A 3,247-nucleotide genomic window follows, 5' to 3' on the forward strand; every position below is an offset into this window, starting at 1 on the left:
AATCATGTACGGCATCACGTCCCGGGTCAAGCCGTCTCTGATCTGCTTGGTAATGGCCCCTTCAGTGTACTTGCGGCTGACGCCGCTGTTCAGTTCCACCACGGCCACCAGCTGCTTGATCGTGTGGTCCGGCTTGTAGACCGGAGCCGCCACGGCGTGCCGGACCAGAGGATTCTGGTTCATGTAGAAGTTGATTTCCTCCAGCTCGATCCGGTAGCCGTTGAACTTGATCTGGAAGCCGATCCGGCCCTTGTAAAAGAGCAGGTCGCCGTCAAAGTAGCCCACGTCCCCGGTCCGGTAGTGCTGGACGCCATCTTTCTGGAAAAAGGCCTCCGCGGTCTTTTCCGGATTGTTGATGTAAGCCTTGGAGACGGACGGGCCGGCGATGATCATTTCCCCGCTCTTGCCGTCTTCTTCCTGGCTGAGGTCGATCGTGATTTCCGTGTCTTCCTTGACGCGGCCGATCGGCAGCCGGTCGTACTTGGCCAGCAGGTCCGGGGTGATCTCCACTTGCGTGACCGCCACGGTCGCTTCCGTTGGCCCGTAAGTGTTGAAGATCCGGCTGTCCGGGAAGCGCTGCTTGAGCATTTCGACTTCCTTGTGCGGCAGTTCTTCCCCGCAGAAAAGGAAGTGGCTGAGGCCAGCATGGTGGGCGGCGTCAAAGGTCCGGTCCAAAAAGCACATCTGCGCGAAGGACGGGGTTGAGACCCAGACGTTCACGTCCGTTTCCGGCAGCGCCTTGAACAGGGCCGCGAAGCTTTCCGTCACTTCGTGCGGCAAAACTACCAGTTCCCCGCCGCTGAGCAGGGCCGGATAAATGCTCATGACCGACAAGTCGAAGGAGTACGGCGCCTGCGCCAAAAAGCGCGGATGCTCCGGCAGGCTGAAGTCCTTCAGCTCCCAGTCGACGAAGCTGACCAGGTTGTCATGGCTGATCTGCACGCCCTTGGGCTTCCCTGTCGTCCCGGAGGTGCAGATGATGTAGAAGTTTTCGTCGCCTTTGACGTAGTCAGCCTCGTCGCTCTCCCCGCTTTCACCGACATCTTCCGGCGTCAGCAGGATCAAGTCGCCCAGGTCGACTTCCGGCAGGGCGCTGATGGCGACCAGGGCCGGGGAAGCAGAGACTTCCCGGACCAGGTCGATTCTTTCCGCGTTGGAATAATCAGCGATCGGCACGTAGCAGTGCCCGCTTTTTACACAACCTAAGAAGCAGGCCAGCATTTCAAAAGTCTGTCCGCCCCAAATCATTACGGGCGCCCCGGCCGGGACCCGCTGCTTGAGCAGCGCTGCCCAGGAATCGGCCCGGGCGATCAGTTCCCCGTAGGTATTGGTTTGGCCCAGATAGTCATAGACAATCCGGTCTGGTTCTCTTTGCGCGATCTCATCAATCGTTTTGACAATATTCTTCATTTTTCCGCTCAACTTTCCCTAAAATTCGTTGTAAATAAAGCCGGTCGATCCGAGGCCACAATATTCATACAGATAAATCAAACCTAATAAAACGATGCTGTACAGCAAGGTTCTCAAAATAAAGGACCGGATCAGTTTTCCCCGGCTGTCAGGTGCTTTGTTTTTCAAGCCGCTCATCTCCTCTTCTGCACCAAAGTCTGCTATCCCAACAGTATGAAACAACACAACCGATTTACATGATTACTGTCATTCTAAACCATTTTTCACATTTTGTTCACAGCCAGCGCACATTTTGTACTTTCTTAAAGTATTAAAAAATTAAAAAAGTCTCAGACTTCTCCCTACTTCAGCCCCGCCTTGCGCTCGCGGCTGTAGCAGACCAGCAAAGGGAAGGAGGGCAGAAAGCCGATGAAGAACATGGCAATCAGGCTCATCCGCAGCACGTAGCTTGGCGAATGCCACTTGTCCAGCTTGGCGGTGGTCAGGACGTAAGCCGCGAACAGGACGACCAGGCCCAGGGCCAGCAGAAAGCTGAAAGACCGGGTCAGCTGGTAGAGATACAGCAGGCCGCTGGCCGGCAGCAGGCAGGACCAGCCCGCGATGCGGACATCGATGACGATTTTCTTGGCAAGTTGACTATCCATTTTTGCTCCTTTGTACTATCTATATATATCTTTGTCTGCGTTAGTTGTTGTTCAGCAGGGCATTGATGTTGACCGACAAGGTCCGGTCCATCACCGTGATGTCCTGGCGGGCGTACTGGCTGGAGGCCGACTCAAACAGGCAGAGCAGCTGACCCCGGTAGACCGTGATCTGCTCCAAATACGGCGGCATGCGGACCACCTGCTCGGCGTTGGACTCGTCAAGGTTGTCCACGGCCGTGATCGGGAAGATGTAGAGCTTGGAATCCTTGCTGCCGTACGACTGGCTGAGGAAGATCTTGTCCCCGTAGATGGCCAGGCCCTGGATCTGCTTGTTCATGCTGGTCGTGCCGTCAGGGTCCGACCAGGAGACGGACTCGTTGATGCTGGTGATTTCGCTGGTGGTGATGGTGTTCTTGTACTTGCCACTGCGGGCCAGCTTGTAGCTGGCGACCTTGCCGTGCCCGCTCTCGCTGAAATAGCCCACGAAGAGCTGGTCGGCATAGTAGGTCAAGGCCGAGGCCTTGGCGATCGAGTTGATCGGGATCTCCTGGTCATAGACCAGCTGGTCGCTGCTTTTGGCTTCAGAGACGTACTCGATCAATTTCGCCAGGGTAAAGGACATCAAGGCGGACTTGCCGTCCATGGACCCGGTCAGCCAGATCCGCATCCCCTTGGGGTCATAGGCGATCCCGCCCAGGTGCTGGCGGCCGGGCAGGCGGACCGTTTTCAAAAACTTGCCCGTCTTCTTGTCCAGCACGTAGATGACTGAAGCGTGCCGGTGCTGGCCGTCATAGGCCGTGATCAGGATGTAATTGTAAACCACGGCGATCCCCTGCGGCGTCATGGCCGTGGCGGTCGTGAGCTTTTTGGACTGGTAGTCATAGCTTCGGGTGCTGATCAGGCCGGGAATGACCACGTCCTGGCCCACGGTCGTCCGCTTAGGGGTCTGGTAGGCCGCCTGGTAGACGAAACTGTAATTGTCCCTGAGCGACTTCCGGTAGGCCCGCAGATTGTGCCAGGCCGGACTGGTGCTGGTGCCGTCCTTGGCCTTGACCACCTTGGGCCGGGCCGCCAGCATGGCCTGCCGCATCTGCCATTTGGTATAGGCCGGGTAGGCCCAGTACCAGCCGGCCGCGCCCAGGCCCGCCAGCAGGACCAGGCTGAAGACCAGCAGCCGCAGCCGCCGGCGGAAG

The 3,247-nt window shown here is 57.5% G+C and carries 4 protein-coding genes; all 4 read right to left on the reverse strand.

The window, feature by feature from the left end:
* Positions 1–1,410: D-alanine--poly(phosphoribitol) ligase subunit DltA (gene dltA / locus lacNas_RS11610; RefSeq protein ID WP_201346887.1), on the reverse strand; the 1,410-nt coding region annotated here is incomplete at its 3' end.
* An 18-nt stretch (positions 1,411–1,428) separates the two neighbouring features.
* Complete coding sequence (locus tag lacNas_RS11615) at positions 1,429–1,587, reverse strand: teichoic acid D-Ala incorporation-associated protein DltX (RefSeq protein ID WP_201330546.1); 159 nt, start codon at positions 1,585–1,587, stop codon at positions 1,429–1,431.
* 164 nt (positions 1,588–1,751) lie between these two features.
* Positions 1,752–2,054: a hypothetical protein gene (locus tag lacNas_RS11620; RefSeq protein WP_201330547.1), complete on the reverse strand. Its 303-nt coding sequence runs from the start codon at positions 2,052–2,054 to the stop codon at positions 1,752–1,754.
* Positions 2,055–2,094: 40 nt separating this feature from the next.
* Positions 2,095–3,247: YncE family protein (locus tag lacNas_RS11625; RefSeq protein ID WP_373868170.1), on the reverse strand; the 1,153-nt coding region annotated here is incomplete at its 5' end.

The organism is Lactobacillus nasalidis, from assembly GCF_016587775.1.
GTDB classification, from domain to species: domain Bacteria; phylum Bacillota; class Bacilli; order Lactobacillales; family Lactobacillaceae; genus Lactobacillus; species Lactobacillus nasalidis.